The sequence below is a fragment of the Stenotrophomonas sp. 62841_Sma genome, from assembly GCF_056482945.1.
The window spans coordinates 740284-758854 of the sequence record NZ_CM151224.1 but is presented as its reverse complement, the minus strand read 5'-3'; the positions used below and the strand labels follow the sequence as shown (position 1 = coordinate 758854).

Sequence of the window (18571 nt, the reverse complement as noted above, 5' to 3'; positions counted from 1 at the left end):
GGTCACCAGGAAACGGCAAGGCTGGCGGAGAAGGTGCGGCCCGGGCTGCTGAAACGATCGCTCAGTGCGCGATTGGTGATCAGGCTCGGAGTGATGGACGACCATTCGATGTAGCGCTTGTCGGCCAGGTTGAACACGCCGACATTGAAGGTGGCACCCGGTGCGAAGTTCCAGTGCGCCATCAGGTCCAGCACGCCATAGCCGGCCGGCTGGTAGACGAACGGCGCCGGTGCGTTCGGATTGGTCTGCGCCGCCGGCGGCGGCAGGCGCTTCTTGCGCTGCACGAAGGTACCGGCCAGTTCGACGCCCCAGGTATCGGTGTCGTACATCAGGCCCAGCGTGCCACGCAGCGGATCGACCGAGGCCAGCGGTTCGTCATCGGTCCGGTTGTCACCACGCGACCAGGCCAGCGCACTGCGCAGCGCCCAGCCCTTCAGCGCCGGGCTGAGTTCACCGAACTCGATGCCGGCCTTCATTTCCGCGCCATAGATGCGCGCGTCGGCGATGTTCTGCGACTGGAACACGGTCAAACCCTGTGCGTTGCGGCCGGTATCGACGTTGGACTGGATGAAATCCTTGTAGTCGTTGTAGTAGCCACTGACGCTGACGTACGCCGCCGGCGCGATGAAGCGCAGGCCCAGTTCGTAGCCATCGCTGGTTTCCGGCTTCAGGTCCGGATTGGCGATGGCGGTATAGCGGAAGGCGACATTGGTCAGGCCGATGTTGACGTCGTTGTACGGCGGCGAACGGAAGCCACGCGCATAGCCGGCGAACAGCGACCACTGGTCGGTGAAGCGCCAGACCATGCCCAGCTTCGGCGACACGCTGGTCTTCTTCAGCTGGGCCACGGCCGTGGTCGGGTTGTCTTCGGCGAAGATGCTGTCCACTTCCGGCTTCAGCTCGTAACGGTCCACGCGCACGCCCGGCACCAGCGACAGCTTGCCGTCGGCCAGGCGCATTTCATCCTGCGCGTACAGGCCCAACTCGGTGGTCTTGCTGATCGGGAAGTCACGCACCGGGAAGGTGTCGGGGGTAACGATGTTGCTGACCACACCGGCACGGTTGACCTGGTAGCCGTCGCGCTTCTGGCGGATCTCGGTACGGGTGCCTTCGAAGCCGTAGGTCAATGCGTGCTCGACGCTGCCGGTGCTGAACGCCTTGTTGAACTGCGCCTGCAGGCCAAAGGCATGCTGGTCGAAGGAGAACACGCGGTGGCGGCGGCTGCCGTCGGTGCGGGTCTCGTCGGTCTGCTGCCGGGTTTCGCTGTTCTGCGCATACACCTGCCAATGCAGGCTGTCGGCGAACGGCTGGTCCAGCGCATCCATTTCGTGGGCAAAGGACACGCGGGTACGCTTCTGCGTGTCGTGGGACTTCATGCCAGTAGCCGCAGCCATCGCGCCGGGGCGCGGTGCAACGCTGGCAATCGCCGACAACACATTGGTATCGGTGGTGTCTTCGTTGCCTTCCACGGTCAGGCGGAAGCGCTGGTCTTCGCTCGGTGCATAGACCAGCTTGCTGAGCAGGCTGCGGCCATCACGATCCTGCGGATTGGACGCGGTGCGGGTGTCGTTGTCGCTGCGCACCGTGCCCTTGTTGTCCGTTTCCTGGCCCTGGTGGTGGTTGACGTTGACCAGGCCGCTCCAGTGGTCGCCACCAAAGGCGGCGGTGGCACCGCCGAGCAGGCCCTTCCACTCACCGTCGTAGCCGAACTTCAGTCCGAAGTAGCTGTTCTTGCCGTCCTTGAGGTAGTCGGCCGGGTCCTTGGTGACGAACGCCACCACGCCGCCCAGTGCATCGGAGCCGTACAGCGAGCTGGCCGGGCCGCGCACGATCTCCACGCGCTTGAGCGTATCGAGGTCGGTGAAGTTGCGGTTGGAACTGGCGAACGAACCGATGTCGAACCGGGTCGGCATGACGATGCCGTCGGTCTGGATGCGCACGCGGTTGCCGTCCAGGCCACGGATGCGGAAACCATCCAGGCCGAAGCGGGTCGCGCTGCGGGTGACCGACAGGCCCGGCTCGTAGCGCACCAGATCCTTGATGTCCTGCACCAGGTGCCGGTCCATCTGCTCGCGGTCGATGACGTCCACGGTGGCCGCCACGTCGCTCACCGCCCGCTCGGTGCGGGTCGCGGTGACCTGCACCCGGTCAAATTCGCGCGCGTCGGGCGCAGCGGCGGCAGCAGCGTGGGCGGACAGCGGCAACGCCATCCAGACAGCAAGACACAGGGCGGTATGGCGGGTCATCGGGTTCATTCGGTCAGGCAGGGGAACCCCCGGTTACCGGCACACCCGGAAGGTGCACGCGGTAGACCGAGGGGGAGAGAGCGGGAGCGGACGGGTCGCCCACCCTGTCGGCGCTGCCGGCAGGAGGGAGGGAGGCGGGCGACCAGGCCGCGATTACTTGGTCAGGATCAGCTTGTCGTTGCTGGTGTGCCGCAGGCGATAGAAGCGGTCGCCGTGCTGGATCAGGATTTCACGACGGCCCTTGAGCAGGGCTTCACTGTCGATGACCTCTTCCGGCGGAACGACGCGGACCGGTCGATCGCGGAGGGTCAGCGTTTCGGGGCGCAGCAGTACAGGTTGAGCATTCATGAGCATCTGGACTCGTGCGAGGGACGAGTTAAATGATAATGATTCTCAGTTGACAATCAACAACCATTCTCAATTTCATTGATGAGATTAATGATCGAATTCTGAAATTCGATAGATTTCATCAATTGAAAGATGGAGCGGGCGGCTTTTGTAGAGTCGAGCCTTGCTCGACTGCCCTTCGATCCCGGCCAGGTGAAACCCGCACTGCGCGCGGAGTCGAGCGTGGCTCGACTCTCCAAAGGGCTGTCAGGCGAAGACGGCTTCGACCTGGGCCCAGCCGGCCGCATCGACCTGCTCCAGCACGTCCAGCGCCTGCAGGTTCTGCAGCAGCTGGCTGACCCGGCTGGCGCCGAGGATCACGCTGGAAACGTTCGGGTTGCGCAGGCACCAGGCAATCGCCAGCGTCGCCGGGGCATGGCCCAGCGCGCGTGCCACCTCGCTGAAGCGCCGCACCTGGCCCAGGCGGGCGCCGGCGTCGGCCCCCAGCACCAGATCCTGCAACCACTCCATGCCTTCCCGCCCCAGCCGCGCATCGGCCGGGATGCCTTGGTCGTACTTGCCAGTGAGCAGGCCCGAGGCGAGCGGCGAGAAGATGGTGGTGCCCAGGCCGGCACCCGCATACAGCGGCGCGTACTCGACCTCGACCCGCTCGCGGTGCAGCAGGTTGTACTGCGGCTGCTCCATCGACGGGCCCTGCAGGTTGCGCGCCTCGGCGATGTCCAGCGCCTGCTGGATCTGCGCCGCCGACCACTCCGAGGTGCCCCAGTAGAGGATCTTGCCCTGCCGTACCAGGGTATCCATGGCGTGCACGGTCTCGGCGATCGGCGCGTCCGGATCCGGGCGGTGGCAGTAATAAAGGTCCAGGTAGTCCACCCGCAGGCGCTTGAGCGCGGCATGGCAGGCGTCGGTCACGTGCTTGCGCGACAAGCCGCGCTGGGTCGGCCGCGGGTCCTTGGCACTGCCGAAGAACACCTTGCTGGACACGCAGAAACCGTCGCGCGGCAGGCGCAGGTCGGTGATCACGTCGCCCATGACCTGTTCGGCACGGCCGTTGGCATAACCCTCGGCGTTGTCGAAGAAGTTGACGCCATGATCCCAGGCGGCGGCCACCAGGTTGCGGGCCTCATCGCGCGGGACCTGGTCGCCGAAGGTCACCCAGGCGCCGAAGGACAAGGCGGAAATCGGCAGGCCGGTGGAGCCCAGGCGACGGTATTGCATGCGAATCTCCTGCTGCGGGCCCGCATCCGGGCCGGGATCGAACCCCATTCTACCCGCCGCCGCCAGCCGCAAGCCCTTGCCGTTGCTGGCCTGATCGGTACCGTTGGCCGCGCGCACGCTGCTTTTTCTTGCCCCGGCCCCTGCCCTGCACTAGGCTTCCCGTTTTTCGCGACGCCCCAGGGGAGTCACTCACATGGTCGAAGGTTTGGGCAGGATCGGCTTCGGCCTGTTCGGGTTGGCGGTGCTGATCGGCATCACCTGGTTGTTTTCCAATAACAAGCGCGCGGTTGACTGGAAGCTGGTTGCCACCGGTATCACCCTGCAGATCGCCTTCGCGGCGCTGGTGATCCTGGTGCCGGGCGGACGCGACGTGTTCGACGCGCTGGGCAAGGGCTTCGTCAAGATCCTCAGCTACGTCAACGAGGGCTCGGGCTTCATCTTCGGCTCGTTGATGGACACCAAGAACTACGGCTTCATCTTCGCCTTCCAGGTGTTGCCGACCATCATCTTCTTCTCTGCGCTGATGGGGGTGATGTACCACCTCAACATCATGCAGGGCATCGTGCGCGTGATGGCCTGGTCGATCACCAAGGTGATGCGCGTGTCCGGTGCTGAAACCACCAGCGTCTGCGCCAGCGTCTTCATCGGCCAGACCGAGGCGCCGCTGACCGTGCGCCCGTACATCGCCAGGATGACCCAGTCCGAGCTGCTGACCATGATGATCGGCGGCATGGCGCACATCGCCGGCGGCGTGCTGGCGGCCTACGTGGGCATGCTCGGCGGTGGCGATCCGGCGCAGCAGGCCTTCTACGCCAAGCACCTGCTGGCGGCGAGCATCATGGCCGCGCCGGCCACGCTGGTCGTGGCCAAGCTGCTGATTCCGGAAACCGGTACCCCGCTGACCCGCGGCACGGTGAAGATGGAAGTCGAGAAGACCTCCAGCAACATCATCGATGCCGCAGCCGCTGGCGCCGGTGACGGCCTGAAGCTGGCGCTGAACATCGGTGCGATGCTGCTGGCCTTCATCGCCCTGATCGCGCTGCTGAATGCCCCGCTGACCTGGATCGGCGATGTGACCGGCCTGGCCGCTGCCATCGGCAAGCCGACCAACCTGTCGACCATCTTCGGTTACGTGCTGGCCCCGATCGCCTGGGTGATCGGCACCCCGTGGGCCGATGCCACCACCGTCGGTTCGCTGATCGGCCAGAAGGTCGTGATCAACGAGTTCGTGGCCTACACCGAGCTGTCGCAGATCGTGAACGGCCAGATCGCGGGCGTGAGCCTGTCCGAGGAAGGTCGCCTGATCGCCACCTACGCGCTGTGCGGCTTCGCCAACTTCAGCTCGATCGCGATCCAGATCGGCGGCATTGGCGGCCTGGCCCCGGAACGTCGCCACGACCTGGCCAAGTTCGGCCTGCGCGCGGTGTTGGGCGGTACCATTGCCACCTTCATGACGGCGACCATCGCCGGCGTGCTGACGCACTTCAGTTGAACCCTTGGTTGAGAAAAGATTCCCTATGAGCAGCAGTGTCGTTGTCGTCGGTTCCTTCAATGTCGATCACGTGTGGCGGTGCGAGTCGCTGCCGGCACCGGGTGCGACCATTGCCGGCCGTTACAGCACCGGCCCCGGTGGCAAGGGCTTCAACCAGGCCGTGGCGGCCTGCCGCGCCGGTGCCGACACGCACTTCGTGTGCGCGCTGGGCGACGACGCCGGTGGCGCCACCGCCCGTGAGCTGGCCGCGCAGGACGGCTTCGGTCTGATCGCCGAAGCCAGCAGCGAACCGACCGGCACCGCCGGCATCTACGTCGATGCCCGTGGCCGCAACACCATCGTGATCGGACCGGGTGCCAACGCCGCGCTGAGCACCGACTTCCTGCAACAGCAGCAGGCCCTGCTGACCGGCGCCAAGGTGGTGCTGGTGCAGCTGGAATCGCCGGTGCAGACCATCGAAGCGGCGCTGGCCACGGCCCGCGAGGCCGGCGTCACCACCGTGCTCAACACCGCACCGGCCGACGCCCCTTCGACCATCGGCCTGCTCAAGCTGGCCGATGTGATCACCCCGAACGAGACCGAGTTCGCCGCCCTGCTCGGCCGTCATGTCGGTGAGCGCGTGGATGCCAACGACGTCGCCGCGCTGGATGGTGCCAGCCTGCATGCGCTGTGCCGCAAGCTGGTCGGCAACGGTACCGTGGTGGTGACCCTGGGTTCGGTGGGTGTGTTCGTGTCGCATGCCGACGAGAACCTGCGCGGCGATACCCAGCCGTACTACCGCGTGGGTGCCGAACAGGTGCAGGCGATCGACACCACCGGTGCCGGTGACGCCTTCAACGGTGCGCTGGCCGCGTCGCTGGCGCAGGTGGCCGACGCCCCGTTCGCCCGCCACGTGCGCTTCGCCAACCAGTTCGCCGGTCGTTCGACCGAGAAGGAAGGCGCTGCGGCGGCAATGCCGCGCTTCACCCCGGCCGACGTGGAAGTGAAGTAGATCCACGCCATGCGTGGATGGGAAGGCCCGGGTGCGCTGGCATCCGGGCCTTTCTTTTGCCCATTGTCCAGCTCTGCGACCGCCTGCCGCATTGCCCTCACCCCGCCCCTCGCCGAACATCCGCGCAGCTTCTCTGCACGGGCATGACATGGACGGATTCCCCTGGTTGCTGGTTGCCGCCGCCGGCAGTGCCATCGCAGCCTTGCTGCATATCGGCTGCATTGCCTTTGGGGCCCCCTGGTACCGGTGGTTCGGCGCTGGCCAGCGCATGGTCCGGCTGGCACAGGCGGGGCATTGGTGGCCACCACTGATGACCGCCGGCATTACTGCCGTGCTGGTCGCCTGGACGCTGTATGCGCTGGCAGCCGCAGGCTGGCATTCGCCGCTGCCGGCCAACCGTCCGGTGCTGTCGGGCATCGCCCTGCTGTTGCTGCTGCGCGCGGCGATGGGCTTCGGTCTGGCGCTGCTCCGGCCCGGCTACAACGGCCGGTACTTCTGGGTAGTCAGTTCACTGGCCTGCCTCAGCCTGGGGCTGGCCTTCGCGTTGGGTACCCGCCAGGCCTGGCAGAGCCTGGGGTAGCCGCCTACCATCGCCCGCCCTTGGGGGCGGCGGAAGCAACCGTCAAGCATCTGTTGATGCCGGTACGGCATGAGCTGGGTGCGGATCGGCCTGAACCGGAACGCCCCCGACACGGCCGTACCGCCGCCCGCGCCCTACAATGGGCGCATGCAGATCGGCCCGTACACCATTGCCCCCAACGTCGTGCTGGCGCCCATGGCCGGCGTCACCGACAAGCCTTTCCGCCTGCTGTGCAAACGGCTGGGCGCGGGACTGGCCGCCTCGGAAATGACCATCAGCGACCCGCGCTTCTGGACCACGCGCAAGTCGATCCATCGCATGGACCATGACGGCGAGCCGGCACCGATCAGCGTGCAGATCGCCGGCACCGAGCCGCAGCAGCTGGCCGAAGCCGCGCGCTACAACGTGGACCACGGCGCGCAGATCATCGACATCAACATGGGCTGCCCGGCCAAGAAGGTGTGCAACGCCTGGGCCGGTTCGGCACTGATGCGCGACGAACAGCTGGTGGCGCGCATCCTCGAAGCGGTGGTCAACGCGGTGGACGTGCCGGTCACCCTGAAGATCCGCACCGGTTGGGACTGCGACCACCGCAACGGCCCTCTGATCGCCCGCATCGCCGAGGACAGCGGCATCGCCGCACTGGCGGTGCACGGCCGCACCCGCGACCAGCACTACACCGGCCAGGCCGAGTACGCCACGATCGGCGAGATCAAGGCCGCACTGCGCATTCCGGTGATCGCCAACGGCGATATCGATTCGCCGCAGAAGGCCGCCTACGTCCTGAAGGAAACCGGCGTGGATGCAGTGATGATCGGCCGCTCGGCACAGGGCCGGCCATGGATCTTCCGCGAGGTGGCGCACTACCTGGCCACCGGCGAGGAACTGCCGCCGCCGTCGCTGGATGAAGTGCGCGACATCCTGCTTGGTCACCTGCATGCGCTGCATGCGTTTTATGGCGAGCCGCAGGGCGTGCGCATCGCGCGCAAGCACCTGGGCTGGTACGCCAAGGACCGGCCGGAGAATGCCGCCTTCCGCGCGGTGGTCAACCGTGCCGAAGATCCGGCCAGCCAGATCGCATTGACGACCGAGTACTTCGACCGCCTGATTGCCGGGGAACCGGCGTTGTCTTCGGCAGCCTGAGCGCGCCAGCCCCTCGTAACCCGCCCGACTGCCTTGATCCGTAGAGTCGAGCGTGCTCGACTGGCTTTCTGAACAGTCGAGCGAGCTCGACTCTACGCGCCCCTTCCATTGATCACGCTCGACGCTACAAGAGCCCGCCCCCATGACCCCGCCGATTTCCTCCCCGACCTACCTGCACGGATTCTCCGGCACCGAGCAGCAGCGCCTGATGACCCAGGCCCGGCTGCTGGAATCGAGCATCTTCGGCCAGATCGACTACAGCGGCGCGCGTCGCCTGCTGGAAGTCGGCAGCGGCGTCGGCGCGCAGACCGAAATCCTGCTGCGCCGCTTCCCCGATCTGCACGTGACCGGCGTGGACCTGAGCGAAACACAGCTGGCCACCGCGCGCGAGAACCTGGCGCGCACACCGTGGTGCAGCGACCGCTACACCCTGCAGCCGGCCGACGCCGGGGAGCTGCCGTTCGAAGCACGCAGCTTCGACGCGGCGTTCCTGTGCTGGGTGCTGGAGCACGTGCCGTCACCAGCACGCGTATTGAGCGAAGTGCGCCGCGTGCTGGCCCCGGGTTCGCCGGTCTACATCACCGAGGTGATGAATGCCTCGTTCCTGCTCGACCCGTATTCGCCGCATATCTGGCGCTACTGGATGGCCTTCAACGATTTCCAGTACGACCACGGGGGCGACCCGTTCGTCGGCGCCAAGCTGGGCAACCTGCTGCTGGCCGGCGGCTTCCGCGACGTGCACACCGAGATCAAGACCATCCACCTGGACAACCGCGAACCGGCCCGTCGCAAGACGATGATCGCGTTCTGGGAACAGCTGCTGCTGTCGGCTGCCGACCAGCTGTTGCAGGCCGGATCGGTGGACGAGGAAACCGTGGAAGGCATGCGTCGCGAGTTCCGCCTGGTGCAGAACGACCCGAATGCGGTGTTCTTCTATTCGTTCGTGCAGGGCCGCGCGACGGTGTATTGATTCGGTGGAGCCACGCCATGCGTGGCTGCCTTCGCCGATGCCCGCGCCATCCACGCATGGCGTGTATCTACGGATGCGACACTGCACTGCCGATGGAGGCAGTAGAGCCACGCCATGCGTGGCTGCCTTCGCCGATGCCCGCGCCATCCACGCATGGCGTGGATCTACGGATGCGACACTGCACCGCCGATGGAGACAGTAGAGCCACGCCATGCGTGGCTGCCTTCCGATGCCCGCGCCATCCACGCATGGCGTGGATCTACGGATGCGACACTGCACTGCCGATGGAGACAGTAGAGCCACGCCATGCGTGGCTGCCTTCCGATGCCCGCGCCATCCACGCATGGCGTGGATCTACGGATGCGACACTGCACCGCCGATGGAGGCAGTAGAGCCACGCCATGCGTGGCTGCCTTCGCCGATGCCCCCGCCATCCACGCATGGCGTGGATCTACGGATGCGACACTGCACTGCCGATGGAGGCAGTAGAGCCACGCCATGCGTGGCTGCCTTCCGATGCCCGCACCATCCACGCATGGCGTGGATCTGCGGATGCGACACTGCACTGCCGATGGAGGCAGTAGAGCCACGCCATGCGTGGCTGTCTTCGCCAATGTCCGCGCCATCCACGCATGGCGTGGATCTACTGATCAATGCACGGCGCTGTGGTCGGCCGCACCCGGCTGTGCTGCCGGCTCCTGCCAGATCCGCTGCCACATCGCGGCCAACCGGCGTCCGACGTCGGCGCGTGCAGCCGGGCTGCTGTAATCCACCCGCACCTGCTCGGGCGTGATCGCCCGCCACTGCCCATCAGCCTGCTCGGCCACCGCGAAGTTGAAGGTGTAGTCCGGTTCCAGCCCCATGCGCAGGTCGCTCAGCACCAGCCGGCCGTCCACCACCTGCGCACGCATGAAGCCACGGTTGAACCACGTCAGCTGCTGCACCGCCGGAATGGCCTGCGCTTCGCGCAAGGCCTGCACGTTGGATGCGTGGCCTTCGAACCGCATCGGCCCGTGGTCGGCCACCAGCGAGCGGTCGCCCACCACGTAGCCGTTCGGCGTCATTGCCACCACGCGCCACAGCAGGGTGTTGAACGGCATCGGCACCGAGAAGCGCGGCGCATCGCCCAGGCCCATCGCCGCCAGGCTCTGCTGGGCAGCACGGTCGACCTGCGCCTTGGCGATCAGGCCCCAACCCAGGTAGGCGCTGCTGACCAGCAACGCCACACCCAGCACCTTGCCAGCCCAGGGGCGGGCGCGGCCAAACCAGGCCAGCACGCAGCCCAGCAGCAGCCATACCGTGTAGCCGGGATCGATGATGAAAACGCTGGAGCCCATGGTCGGGTGTGGCCGCAACGGCCACCACAGCTGGGTGCCGTAGACGGTGAACGCATCCAACAGCGGATGGGTGACCAGCGCCAGCTGGATCGCCCAGAACCAGCGCACCGGCGATTGCGCGACGCGGCCGTTGCCGAAGCGCTTGAACAACCACCAGACCAGTGCAGCCACCCAGGGCAGCACCAACAGCGAATGGCTGAAGCTGCGGTGCTCGATCATGTTCGCCACCGGGTCGACGGCGGTGAAGCCGAGCCACAGGGCGTCGAGGTCCGGCAGGGTGCCAAGCGCCGCACCGGCCAGCAGGGCCGCACGGCGATGTCCGGGCGGGGCAATGGCAGCAGCGACGGTGCCGCCGAGCACGATCTGGGTCAGGGAATCCATGGGCCGATGCTAGCGCGATGGCCGCGCGTTTGTAGAGTCGAGCTTGCTCGACTGTTCCGCCCCTGTAGAGTCGAGCTTGCTCGACTGCGGATAGAGCAGTCGAGCAAGCTCGACTCTACAAGAGCAGGTTCAGGCCGCCTGCGACAGGCGCGCGCCCGGCAGTTCCACCAGGGTCTGGCCATTGTGGTCAAGCAGGCGCAGCGCGCCATCATGGTCTTCGGCCAGCGCGGTCAGGCTCTCCACCCAGTCGCCGTCGTTGGCATAGACCAGGCCATCGCGCTCGATCAGCGCGGCGCGGTGGATGTGGCCACAGACGATGCCATCCAGTCCGCGCCGCCGCACGTCATCCAGCCCGGCCTGCACGAAGCGCTCGATATAGCGTTCGGCCGCGCCGCTGCGCTTCTTCAGGAACTCCGACAGCGACCAGTAGCGCATCCCCAGCCGCCGCCGCACCGCATTCAACGCCTGGTTGCCGGTCAGGATGCGGTAGTACAGCCAGTCACCGAACTTTTCCTGCAGGCCACCGAAGTGGGTCACGCCGTCGTACTCGTCCCCATGCGCAACGAGCAGGCGACGGCCATCGGCGGTCACATGGATGGCGCGACGGCGCACCTGCATCGCTGGGAGCATCAGCCCGCACACGTGGCGCAGTGACGCGTCATGGTTGCCGGGGATGTAGACGATCTCGGTCCCGGCACGGCGCAGCGCGTGCAGGGCCTGGATGACTTCGCTGTGCGACTGGCGCCAGTTGGCGCGGCGATGCGCCATCCACCACAGGTCGATGATGTCGCCCACCAGGTACAACCGTTCGCAGCGCAGCTGCGAGAGGAACCGCGCCAGCTCGGTGGCATGGCAATGACGTGACCCCAGGTGCACGTCGGAGACGAACACTGCGCGCCGGTGCGGCGACAGGTTCGCCAGCGCGCTCATGCCGGCGTCCCCACGTCGCGCAGGTAGCGTTTGCGCTTGTTCGGCCTGATCGCGCACAGGTCCACTTCAATCAGGCCGTCGATCGAATCACTGAAGTCCGGGTCGACACCGAAGGCAAGGAAACGGGCGCCACCGGGTTCGCACAGATCGGTGTACTGGCGATACAGCGTCGGCACGCCGGTGCCGAGTGCGGCCAGGTTGGCCTTGAGCACGTCGAACGCGGCACCTGCATCCAGCTCGCCGAAACTTGGCGGCGCGGCGAAGTACTGGAACGGGCGGTTCGATTCGGCCAGGCCGGCGGTACCGCTGTAGTAGCGCTGGTAGTACGCCACCAGCTGCTCGCGTGCATCGCGTGGCAGCGCTGCGCTGATCGACACGGCGCCGAACAGGTAGCGGATGCCGGGCCGGCACTGCAGGTAGGCGCCGATGCCCTGCCACAGATAGTCCAGGCTGCGGCTGCCCCAGTAATCAGGCACCACGAAGCTGCGGCCCAGTTCCAGGCCTTCGGCGATGTGGGTGATGGCGTCGTCGGAATAGCGGAACAGCGACGCGCTGTAGAGCCCGGACAGGCCGTGCCGGGCCAGCGCGTGAGCACCACGCATGATCCGGTAGGCGCCGGCGATGCGCTGCGCGGCCGCGTCCCAGATCACGATGTGTTCGTACCGCGGATCGTAATCGTCCAGATCGCGGCTGCGCCCGGTGCCCTCGCCTACCTGGCGGAAGGTCAGCTCGCGCAGGCGCCCCAGCTCCAGCAGCAGCGGCGAATCGGCGGTACAGGTCGCCAACATGATCTGCTTGCCATCGGCGGTCTGGCCCAGCTGGGTCGACGCGGCAATGCCGGCGGCCACCTGCGAAGGCGGCACCGGGGCCGCCAGCGGCTCGGGGCCTGCGCAGGCTGCGGGATTGCCGGCCGCGCCAGTGCGGCCCAGCGCATACAGCGCGCGGCGTACCGCCAGCAGTTGGGCGCCCGGGTCGCCGCCCTTGCCCAGCTGCATCGGCTCGCCGATGCGCAGCCGCAGCGGACGGCCACGACGGGTGAACATCTCGCGCGCCAGCAGCGCGGTGCCGGCCGGCTTGAACAGGGTCGAGGCGCCGTAGAACAGCGCCGAGTTGCGCGCCTCCACACGCACCGGCAGCACCGGTGCGCCGGCCGCGCGGGCAAAACGGACGAAACCGCGCTGCCAGCGGCCATCACGGATGCCGCGCAGCGACAGCCGCGAGACCTCGCCGGCCGGGAACACGATCACGCACTGCTCGGCGGCCAGTGCTTCCTCGACGGCATGCAGGCTGCCGCGCTGGGCCTTGCCACCGAGGATGCGCACCGGCAGCAGCAGGTCCTGCAGTGGCGCGATTGCCCCCAACAGGTCGTTGGCCACGATCCGCACGTCACGGCGGATGCGGCCGACCGCGTCCAGCAGGGCGAGGGCGTCCAGTGCCCCGGAGGGATGGTTGGCGACGATCAGCAGGCGGCCGGTGGCCGGGATCCTGGCCAGCGCGGCCGGGTCCACCTGGTACTGACCGTCGATGAACTCCAGGCCGGCGGCGACGAAGCCGAAGCCACGCAGGCCTGAGCTGCGCTGCAGGAAGGCTTCGATCTGGTCCAACCGCGACCAGCGACCGACGCTGCGCAGCAACGGCCGCGCCAGTTGGCCCCGGCGGCCGAGGAACCAATCGGGGAAGCGTTGCTGGAGACGCTGTTCAAGTTCCTGCATGGCAGATCCACTCATGCCCGGCGGCCGGATTGGCCGACAGCCTGCGCTCGGCAGGCGGCAGCCAGATGGCGGTTTTTGGGCAGAACGATGACGGCCGCACAGCCGCTGCCGGGCGTTGTGGCCCGCGCAGTCGGGGCCGGTAGCCGCCCGCTGCGTTGTCACGCTGGTGGAACACTGGGCCTCGAGGCTGAGCCCCAATCCCGGCCGGACGGCCCCTGCCGGGCCTACGCGGGCTTAACCACCGGCAACCGGTACAGGTTCACAATGCACAGGCGGCGCACCCCGTGTATCATTCGCGCCCATCTTTCCATCCGAATCAAGGGATATTACGCCTGATGTCCAGCTATCTCTTCACCTCCGAGTCGGTCTCCGAAGGCCATCCGGACAAGGTTGCCGACCAGATCTCCGATGCGGTGCTGGACGCGATCCTGACCCAGGACCAGCGCGCCCGCGTGGCCTGCGAGACCATGGTCAAGACCGGTGTTGCCATTGTGGCCGGTGAGATCACCACCAGCGCCTGGATCGACCTGGAAGCGCTGACCCGCAAGGTCATCGTGGACATCGGCTATGACAGCTCCGACGTCGGCTTCGACGGCGCCACCTGTGGCGTGCTGAACCTGATCGGCAAGCAGTCGCCGCACATCGCCCAGGGCGTGGACCGCAAGAAGCCGGAAGAAATGGGCGCTGGCGACCAGGGCCTGATGTTCGGCTATGCCACCAACGAGACCGACAGCTACATGCCGGCCGCGATCCACCTGTCGCACCGCCTGGTCGAGCAGCAGGCCAAGATCCGCAAGAAGAAGAACTCGCCGCTGTCGTGGCTGCGTCCGGACGCCAAGAGCCAGGTCACCCTGCGCTATGAAAACGGCGTGGTCTCGGCCATCGACGCCGTGGTCCTGTCGACCCAGCACGCCCCGGGCATCAAGCAGAAGGACCTCATCGAGGCCGTCCGCGAAGAGATCATCAAGCCGGTGCTGCCGGCCAAGTGGCTGCACAAGGGCACCAAGTTCCACATCAACCCGACCGGCAAGTTCGAGATCGGCGGCCCGGTGGGCGACTGCGGCCTGACCGGCCGCAAGATCATCGTCGACACCTACGGCGGCTGGGCCCGTCACGGTGGTGGCGCCTTCTCCGGCAAGGACCCGTCCAAGGTCGACCGTTCGGCGGCCTACGCGGCCCGCTACGTCGCCAAGAACGTGGTTGCCGCCGGCCTGGCCGACCGCTGCGAAGTGCAGGTTTCCTACGCCATCGGCGTGGCTGAGCCGACCTCGATCTCGGTCACCACCTTCGGCACCGGCAAGATCAGCGACGACAAGATCGAGAAGCTGATCCGCAAGCACTTCGACCTGCGCCCGTACGGCATCATCAAGATGCTGGACCTGGTGCACCCGATGTACCAGCAGACCGCGGCCTACGGCCACTTCGGCCGCAAGCCGAAGGAGTTCAGCTACCTCAACGGCGAAGGCGAGACCGTCAACGCCACGGCCTTCTCCTGGGAGAAGACCGACCGCGCCGCCGCCCTGCGCGCCGATGCGAAGCTGAAGTAAGAAACACGAAGGGCCGCGCAAGCGGCCCTTCTGCTTCTGGTAGAGCCGGCCGCTGGCCGGCTTTTTCATGGCCTCCGGGAACAATCGCGTGGTTGCCGGCCAGCGGTCGGCACTACCGGTTGCCGATACAATCGCCCCATGTCGACCGAACTGAAAACCCACCAGCTGTCCATGACCGTGCTGATGTCGCCGGAGATGGCCAATTTCTCCGGCAAGGTCCACGGTGGCGCCATCCTGCGCCTGCTCGACCAGGTCGCCTACGCCTGCGCCAGCCGTTACGCCGGCAGCTACGTGGTCACCCTGTCGGTGGACCAGGTGATGTTCCGCCAGCCCATCGCGGTGGGCGAGCTGGTCACCTTCCTGGCCTCGGTGAATTACACCGGCACCTCGTCGATGGAGATCGGCATCAAGGTGGTGGCCGAGGACATCCTCAAGCGCAGCGTGCGCCATGCCAACAGCTGCTTCTTCACCATGGTGGCCGTGGACGAGGAAGGCCGGCCAACGCCGGTGCCGTCATTGCAGCCGGTCACGTCGGACGAGAAGCGCCGCCAGGCGGCCGCGCTGATCCGCCGCCAGTTGCGCCAGGAAATGGAGCAGCGGCATCTGGAACTGCTGGCGTCGAACCCGCCGTCGCCGGAAGAATGAGGGTTCTGCCGGCCAGCGGCCGGCACTACCCTTCCCGTTCGGGCAGATAGGGAGAGTGGAACCGCTCGATGTTCAATAACGGGTTGGCGTCTGCCAATGCGGCCGACGCGTCCACCGACGACACCGCATACATGTAGTAGTCGTAGCCGAAGTGCACTTCGGCGTTCTGATAGACCAGCTTGCACCAGAAGGCGTTGCGCAGCACGCCGCGCGCCACCCGCTCAATCTCGTGCAGGCCGAGTTGCTGGCCGTCGTGGTACTGACACGGGCCGTGCGAAGAAAGCGACTGGATGCGAAGGGACTCGACACCGATGCCGACACAGAAACGCCTTATCACGTCCAGATAGGCATCCTCGACAACGAGGTAATCCTCGATGCTCACGCGCTTGCCGACATCGCTGAAGTCAGTCCACTCCTCGGGCGGTGACCACAGGTAACCCTCAGGCGTCCGCTGCCAGTATTTGCTGATACGCCAGGAATGCTTCATGGGGCGGGAGGATACCGGAAGGCGCGGGGGCCAGCCGTGCAACCTACACCACGGTAGTGCCGGCCGCTGGCCGGCAATCTCAGGTCCCAGTCAATGCCCTGTAGGAGGCTGCAACCAGGACTGCGGGCTCCAGCCGAGCAGCACCTGCGCCGGTTGTCCGCCCCGCGACGCCAGAACCAGGCCTTCCATCGCGGGCGCAAAGCGCCGCTGGAAATCGGATGGCTGTGCAGTGAAGAGCAACCTTAGTGTCGCCATGGATTGCGCCAAGCCGGCGTCATCCAGCCTCGAGAGGAAGAACACCATCTGCCGCCACGCGTAGGCGCCTCGCCTGCGTGCTGTCAGCCATGCATGCCAGTGCGGAGCGACCTGCTGCAGGTCGGTACAGACCGCAGCAAAACTACGCTGGATCATGTCCGGCAGTTCCTCGGCCAGCATCGCGTCGAGCTGGAAACGGTCGAACAGGACCGCCAGGTTGTGGGTGGTCAGGATCTGCACCTGTTCGATCACTGCGCCATTCGCAGCGGGCGCTGCCTGGCCCGGTGCAAGGTCTGCCCGAGCCATGCACAGGCCCGCCAGATCGTCTACCCGATACTGTGACCGTCGGCCCGTTCGGAGTGTCGGTTCGCCAAGCCGCTCGAGCATCGTGCTGTCGATACCGTAGTAGCGGGCGTACAGACTGCCTGAGGTGAACCGTCCGGCATGCCGTGCCGCTGCCGCGAAGCCGGGGGCGAACTTGCCCATGAAGATATCTGCGGCCAGCTCTTCCACCAGTGGCAGATCAGCACCAGCACTGTCCGCCAGGCTCCGCAGCTGTCGCAGCAGGGGGTTGGGCAAGGGCGTTTCCGGGTAATGGCGCAGCGCCAGGGCCACGATGTCGGCCAGCATCTGCTTGGCAGCAGGTGTCCCACGCTGCCGTTCGCCTGCCAGTGCAGCGGCCCATGGCAACTCCGCCATGCGCACCTGCGACTGCAGGTTCAGCAGCAGCAGCGAACGACGCGCATTGAAGGCGGTCTGGCATGCAGCATAGAGACGGCCATGGACCGGGTCGGTGAAGCCTCGCTCGGCGATGCGTGCACCCAGCGGCGGAAGCAGCAGGGCGAGCGACTCCAGCGAAGTCACAAGCCCTGCCTCGATCAGCTGTTCAACGGACCCCTGCTGGCAACGCGCCACACGCCGACGCACCGCAAGCGGCAGCACGCTTCCCGCGGCAACGAGGGCGGTTGCTTCATCCGGCTGCACATCCCGCTGCAGCGATGCGACATCAACAACGCCGGCATCGGCAGGAAACCGGTGCAGACGTGCAGCGGCGATCCGCGCGAGGGCGGCATGAGGTGGCGCAGCGACGCTCTCCTGCTCGAAGGCCATGCGAGCCGCGTAGCTGGCCGAACCCGGCCTGCTGTGCTTTTCGACGTGATCGTTCACGATCTGACGCACACGCGACAGCTGATGTGGATTCAGCACCGTGCCATCGTGCACGCACAGCGTCAGGTACTCCAGCAATTCAACGTCGCGATGCCGCGACGCAGTGCGCTGCGGTGATTTCCCGCGAAGCGTCTTGAACGCGGCGACGACGGGCTGTGCTTCCAGCAGCCAGCCCTGCGGGAAACGCATGGAGGGCTGATCCTCCTGCAAGGTCTGCAGGAACAGCCCGACAGCGGTCGCATACAGCGGACGCCATTGCGTCAGCACCCGGTGCTGCTCCTTCACCCGTACCGAACTGGTACACCGCTGCAACTGCGCGGCAACGGCGCCGGCCGTGTTCACGAAGAGTGTGATGTCACCCTCTGCCGGGGAACTCCCGGACCCGGTAGCCATCTGGACAGGCTCCGGGTAGAAACGCAGGCTCGCGAACCAGCCGATGATGGTGGCCAGAATCGGTTCCACCTGCGCATGCGCACCCTGCTGCAGGAGCCAGGCCACGGTAAGCAGCGCCGACTCTTCCGGCACACTGACGTGATAGTCGCCCCGCTGCAGGCGCGCGTGCAGCCAAGCCAGGCCTTCGTCGCTCAGGCACCATTCGTTCAGGCGAAGGCGTAGATTGCCGTCACCCGCACCCAGGACCTGCGCGGCCAGATGCTTTTCCCAGTCCAGCAGCGGCCCCCCGGCCAGCAGGGTACCGGTGGCAAAACCGCCGGTCGCAACTTCCGGTGTAGCCCACGCAGGCACCCCGGCGATGGGCATCCGTGAGCCGTGCTGCAGCAGGTCAAGGGCCTTGCCGTCGAGAAGTCGGCTCCAGCGATCGACACGTGCCTGTGCGGACTGGCGCTGTTGTCGGGTGGAGGCTTCCTTCAACGCGTGCAATGCCTTCCGCATCTGGGCATCGATGTAGCCGTTCCCGATGGTGGGTGAAGCGTCGCGTTCGTCGTCCTTGGCCATCACTGCTGGAATCCATGTGGTCCGGGGGCTGGAATCGAACCAGCGCCCACCCGGGTAAGAGCCAGGTGTTCTACCACTGAACTACCCCGGAGTAGAGTCCGCATGCTGTCCGATAGTCGACCGCACGGCAAGCGATGGAGAACGGACGGGGGAATTCCCCGTCCCACG

Annotated in this window: 15 protein-coding genes and 1 tRNA gene; 7 read left to right on the top strand and 9 right to left on the bottom strand. The window is 66.5% G+C overall.

Annotation, left to right across the window (positions count from 1 at the left end; all coding sequences use genetic code 11):
* Nucleotides 1-2: 2 nt before the first annotated feature.
* From ACZK5G_RS03385 to ACZK5G_RS03375, 3 genes are all read right to left on the bottom strand, one after another.
* Nucleotides 3-2246, bottom strand: a complete 2244-nt coding sequence (locus ACZK5G_RS03385; protein WP_315974805.1) for a TonB-dependent hemoglobin/transferrin/lactoferrin family receptor — start codon at nt 2244-2246, stop codon at nt 3-5.
* A gap of 153 nt (nt 2247-2399) precedes the next feature.
* Nucleotides 2400-2594, bottom strand: coding sequence for a hemin uptake protein HemP (gene hemP, locus ACZK5G_RS03380; RefSeq protein ID WP_005412278.1), 195 nt, complete (start codon nt 2592-2594; stop codon nt 2400-2402).
* Nucleotides 2595-2840: 246 nt separating this feature from the next.
* The gene (locus tag ACZK5G_RS03375) at nt 2841-3812 is read right to left on the bottom strand and encodes an aldo/keto reductase (protein WP_032129941.1); all 972 of its coding nucleotides are present in this window, start codon (nt 3810-3812) and stop codon (nt 2841-2843) included.
* A gap of 193 nt (nt 3813-4005) precedes the next feature.
* On the opposite strand from ACZK5G_RS03375, the gene ACZK5G_RS03370 reads away from it, so the two are divergent.
* The 5 genes from ACZK5G_RS03370 (at nt 4006) to ACZK5G_RS03350 (ending at nt 8988) form a co-directional block, all read left to right on the top strand.
* Nucleotides 4006-5304: a NupC/NupG family nucleoside CNT transporter gene (locus ACZK5G_RS03370; RefSeq protein WP_010481870.1), complete on the top strand. Its 1299-nt coding sequence runs from the start codon at nt 4006-4008 to the stop codon at nt 5302-5304.
* A gap of 25 nt (nt 5305-5329) precedes the next feature.
* Entirely contained in the window at nt 5330-6295 is a 966-nt protein-coding gene (locus tag ACZK5G_RS03365; RefSeq protein WP_132809230.1) for a ribokinase, read from the top strand.
* Between the two features lie 148 nt (nt 6296-6443).
* Entirely contained in the window at nt 6444-6875 is a 432-nt protein-coding gene (locus ACZK5G_RS03360; RefSeq protein WP_478465344.1) for a hypothetical protein, read from the top strand.
* A gap of 147 nt (nt 6876-7022) precedes the next feature.
* Complete coding sequence (dusB, locus tag ACZK5G_RS03355; RefSeq protein WP_478465343.1) at nt 7023-8018, top strand: tRNA dihydrouridine synthase DusB; 996 nt, start codon at nt 7023-7025, stop codon at nt 8016-8018.
* Nucleotides 8019-8160: 142 nt separating this feature from the next.
* Nucleotides 8161-8988, top strand: coding sequence for a methyltransferase domain-containing protein (locus ACZK5G_RS03350; protein ID WP_478465342.1), 828 nt, complete (start codon nt 8161-8163; stop codon nt 8986-8988).
* Between the two features lie 650 nt (nt 8989-9638).
* Here the strand turns inward: ACZK5G_RS03350 and ACZK5G_RS03345 are convergent.
* The 3 genes from ACZK5G_RS03345 to olsF form a co-directional block, all read right to left on the bottom strand.
* Nucleotides 9639-10706, bottom strand: a complete 1068-nt coding sequence (locus ACZK5G_RS03345; RefSeq protein ID WP_478465341.1) for a metal-dependent hydrolase — start codon at nt 10704-10706, stop codon at nt 9639-9641.
* Between the two features lie 129 nt (nt 10707-10835).
* Nucleotides 10836-11636 carry a UDP-2,3-diacylglucosamine diphosphatase gene (locus tag ACZK5G_RS03340; protein WP_126927691.1) on the bottom strand — a complete coding sequence of 267 codons (801 nt, stop codon included), beginning with the start codon at nt 11634-11636 and terminating at the stop codon, nt 10836-10838.
* Entirely contained in the window at nt 11633-13348 is a 1716-nt protein-coding gene (olsF, locus tag ACZK5G_RS03335; protein ID WP_478465339.1) for a bifunctional ornithine lipid synthase OlsF, read from the bottom strand. The genes ACZK5G_RS03340 and olsF overlap by 4 nt, the downstream gene beginning before the upstream one ends.
* A gap of 335 nt (nt 13349-13683) precedes the next feature.
* Here olsF and metK point away from each other — a divergent pair, with 335 nt between their 5' ends.
* Together metK and ACZK5G_RS03325 are read left to right on the top strand one after the other, a co-directional pair.
* A complete protein-coding gene (metK, locus tag ACZK5G_RS03330) occupies nt 13684-14895 on the top strand; it encodes a methionine adenosyltransferase (protein WP_012510070.1) in 1212 nt (403 codons plus the stop codon).
* 138 nt (nt 14896-15033) lie between these two features.
* Nucleotides 15034-15540 (top strand): acyl-CoA thioesterase, encoded by a 507-nt coding sequence (locus ACZK5G_RS03325; protein WP_049399791.1) that lies wholly within the window; start codon nt 15034-15036, stop codon nt 15538-15540.
* Nucleotides 15541-15565: 25 nt separating this feature from the next.
* Here ACZK5G_RS03325 and ACZK5G_RS03320 read toward each other — a convergent pair whose 3' ends face one another.
* From ACZK5G_RS03320 to ACZK5G_RS03310, 3 genes are all read right to left on the bottom strand, one after another.
* Nucleotides 15566-16027 (bottom strand): hypothetical protein, encoded by a 462-nt coding sequence (locus tag ACZK5G_RS03320; RefSeq protein ID WP_478465338.1) that lies wholly within the window; start codon nt 16025-16027, stop codon nt 15566-15568.
* A gap of 90 nt (nt 16028-16117) precedes the next feature.
* Nucleotides 16118-18403, bottom strand: coding sequence for a hypothetical protein (locus ACZK5G_RS03315; RefSeq protein ID WP_478465336.1), 2286 nt, complete (start codon nt 18401-18403; stop codon nt 16118-16120).
* Between the two features lie 19 nt (nt 18404-18422).
* Nucleotides 18423-18494: transfer RNA gene (locus ACZK5G_RS03310), tRNA-Lys, on the bottom strand.
* Nucleotides 18495-18571: the final 77 nt, after the last annotated feature.